Genomic DNA, 2847 nt, shown 5'->3' with positions numbered 1-2847 from the left:
AAAATCAACGGCCAAATTGTACAACTCATAAAAAATAGACAAACTCGATTTTCATCGAGTTTGTCTACAGTCTGAAATCATCTTAATCGATGATTTTATTTTTGTGCATATTCTTTTAATCTAGGCAAGATTGGCACTAAAATTTCCTTGGCTATGTAATCAGTATCTAATCCAATGAAGCGTTCACTTTCCAATTCGACCGACCTAGCCTTATCCGGGTCATTACAAAAAATAAACGATAAGATTCCGTTATCTTCCCTCATATCTACATATTTAAATGTAATGTCATGTTTCGTAAGCAAACTTTCAAACGCAATGCACAATTCATCTATATTTAATTGACTAATAGATGTGAATTTCATATTGATCATCCCCTCTGCTAAAGGATAGCAAAATAAATCATGAATTACAAAGTGAAAATCAAGGCTCCGACTATTGTTTCATAATTCATCCGATATTTTTGTCAAAGGGAACCTGGCAAACCAAAAACCCCTGATTAGAAGAATGAAATAAATGCAAACCCATTACTTGAATGAACCCTTTTGATGCTGAAGGCTTGGGTGAAAATTTCTAAATTACATGTAACCAATCGATTTCTTCCACTTTCCCATTCTTACCTGATTTAATTTTTTATCTTCCAACAGATTAATCAGTATTCCCCATAGCCATAGCCGCATTATGTATCAACATTTTGTGGAGCTCCGTATGAATATTCCAAGGCATGTCTCATATCTTTATACAAACACCTTGTTAGGAGTGGTCCAACATGAAGTCTTTTTATAAGGGAACGCTCATTTTGATTGTTGCAGCGTTTTTTGGTGAATGTATTGAATTTTTAGTAAACATGATCCTAGCCAGGGAATTACAGGAAGAGGGCATGGGGCTTTATATGTCCATATTGCCAATTTTCTTTTTAATATATGTGATTGCCAGCCTTGAATTACATATTTCCATTTCAAAATTCGTTGCTGAAAATAAACAGACATTGCATTATAATCTAGTCATCCATGCTCTTAAAATGGCTGCAGTTATCGTGTTGGTCATGTGCGTAGTCATGCCTTTCATACTTTCATTTTCATCCATAATGGACAGATATCATCCTTATATTAAATGGCTGCTCATCACTTTAATCCCAATAGTTGCATTCTCGTCGATTGCAAGAGGGTATTTCATGGGTGTCCAGCAAATGGGGAAGATTGCCTTTTCCAACTTTTTGAAGGATATCATTCAATTTGGTTTGCTTTTCCTCATCTTTAACTTATTTCATTTTAACCAAGAAAAATCATTGTTGATGGCCTTTTTTGTATTGATTGGCAGTGAGTTCCTCGTTTTTCTATACTTGATAAACCTTTTGATCCTTCAAATGCGAATCATGAAACGCGGTACAAACTCGCGAACAACCGGTAAACATGCACGACAAAAGTTATTGGCGGTTTCGCTGCCCACTATGGGATTAAGGATCTTTCATGCCATAACAAATGCCATGCAACCTTTTTTGATCCATACTGCCCTTCTCTCAGCAGGATTCGGTGCGGTTGTGGCTACAGAGCATTTTGGGATGCTCACTGGAGTAGCGATGACCATCGGCTTCTTTCCAGCCTTTATCGCACATTCCTTAATGATCATGCTCATACCGAATGTTTCGAATGCGCACAAGAAACAGGATAAGGAAAAATTGAGGGTTTTATTGCAAAAATCGATGTCTTTTACTGTATTGTATGGGGTCCCAGCTGTGTTCTTCATTTATTTCTTTGCGGAACCCTTGACCTCTCTCTTTTTTTCCTCAACATCTGCCTCATACTATTTAAAATTATTATGTCCCTATTTCCTTTTTCATTTTTTTGTCATTCCAATGCAAGCCTATCTCATCGGCCTGGGCTTAGTGAAAGATGCTTTCATCCATACAGTCTGGTCCCATATCGTTGCATTTTTAATGATGTATATCCTAGGGTCCCAAGCTTCACTTAATATGGGAGGCATCATTTTAGGAATGAATACGGGCGCTGTATTATTAACTTTCATGCACTACTTGACCATTTGCAAAAAAATTGGAATAAGTATCTTTTTGATGAAATCCAGGTCCATATCGATAAAATGACTAAAATCAGGTCCATCCATTCTGCTGCTCCACTAAGTTTATTTTTGAGGAAGCACAGCGAATAATTGGAATAATAGGTAAGAATAAGCAAGTGCCGTCCAGCAAAAATCCTTGCTTTTATTGGTTTATAAAGATTCTGATAAAAATATTGAGCCTTTCCCTGTACATATCACCGTGGTTACTGTATATTTCAACATACTTGGGTAATAATCAAGTAAAATGGTTTAATATAACCATACAATAGTAATGGAGTGATTTCATGAGTAAAGCTAAGGCTAAGAGTGGTACGGGTAAAGGTACGGGAACAGGTACGGGCAAGAAGGGCTGGAATCGTTGGAAAACTGGTGCCAACAAGAAAAAAAGCGCAAAACCATATGTAAGTAAAGGCGTCAAACATTCCAATGAATCAAAATCTTCCGGCCAGTCTACAGGTGACAAGACCGAAAAATAATAGCTTGTTTTAAATCCATACAAAAAAATTTAGGTTTATTCCATATTCTCATACAGGGTGTAAAGAGATCTGTATGAGAGGAAATGGGTCTAATAGATAATAACGGCGGTATCCAGATTAATCCTATGAGTACGGCTATAATTATACATACCATCAAAAAAGACACTTCCTTACCCGGCAGTGTCTTTCATCTTTTTATTAGGCTGTTTTCACATACTTTATTGCTATTTACCAGGTAGTGAGTTGTGGTTGATTTCCCCTCCAGATGCTCGCTTTCCGCGGGGCGGGCGGTGAGCCT

At 37.1% G+C, this 2847-nt stretch carries 3 protein-coding genes; 2 read left to right on the top strand and 1 reads right to left on the bottom strand.

Annotated elements, in window-relative coordinates; translation table 11 throughout:
- Nucleotides 1-95: 95 nt before the first annotated feature.
- Nucleotides 96-362 (bottom strand): hypothetical protein, encoded by a 267-nt coding sequence (locus tag ACFX4L_RS25265; RefSeq protein ID WP_089362172.1) that lies wholly within the window; start codon nucleotides 360-362, stop codon nucleotides 96-98.
- Between the two features lie 404 nt (nucleotides 363-766).
- Between ACFX4L_RS25265 and ACFX4L_RS25260 the strand changes: the two genes are divergently transcribed.
- Nucleotides 767-2098, top strand: coding sequence for an oligosaccharide flippase family protein (locus ACFX4L_RS25260; RefSeq protein WP_061463152.1), 1332 nt, complete (start codon nucleotides 767-769; stop codon nucleotides 2096-2098).
- A gap of 259 nt (nucleotides 2099-2357) precedes the next feature.
- Complete coding sequence (locus ACFX4L_RS25255) at nucleotides 2358-2549, top strand: DUF3934 family protein (protein ID WP_061463151.1); 192 nt, start codon at nucleotides 2358-2360, stop codon at nucleotides 2547-2549.
- The last annotated feature ends 298 nt before the right edge of the window (nucleotides 2550-2847 follow it).

It is taken from the genome of Peribacillus sp. YIM B13482 (genome assembly GCF_042787975.1).
In the GTDB taxonomy this organism is placed as follows: domain Bacteria; phylum Bacillota; class Bacilli; order Bacillales; family DSM-1321; genus Peribacillus; species Peribacillus simplex_A.
The sequence above is the reverse complement of the archived record's forward strand: the minus strand, read 5'-3'. Positions and strand labels throughout refer to the sequence as shown.

Coding starts and splice junctions, on each gene's coding strand:
- ACFX4L_RS25265 (WP_089362172.1), bottom strand. CDS start 362: ATGAAATTCACATCTATTAGTCAATTAAATATAGATGAATTGTGCATT.
- ACFX4L_RS25260 (WP_061463152.1), top strand. CDS start 767: ATGAAGTCTTTTTATAAGGGAACGCTCATTTTGATTGTTGCAGCGTTT.
- ACFX4L_RS25255 (WP_061463151.1), top strand. CDS start 2,358: ATGAGTAAAGCTAAGGCTAAGAGTGGTACGGGTAAAGGTACGGGAACA.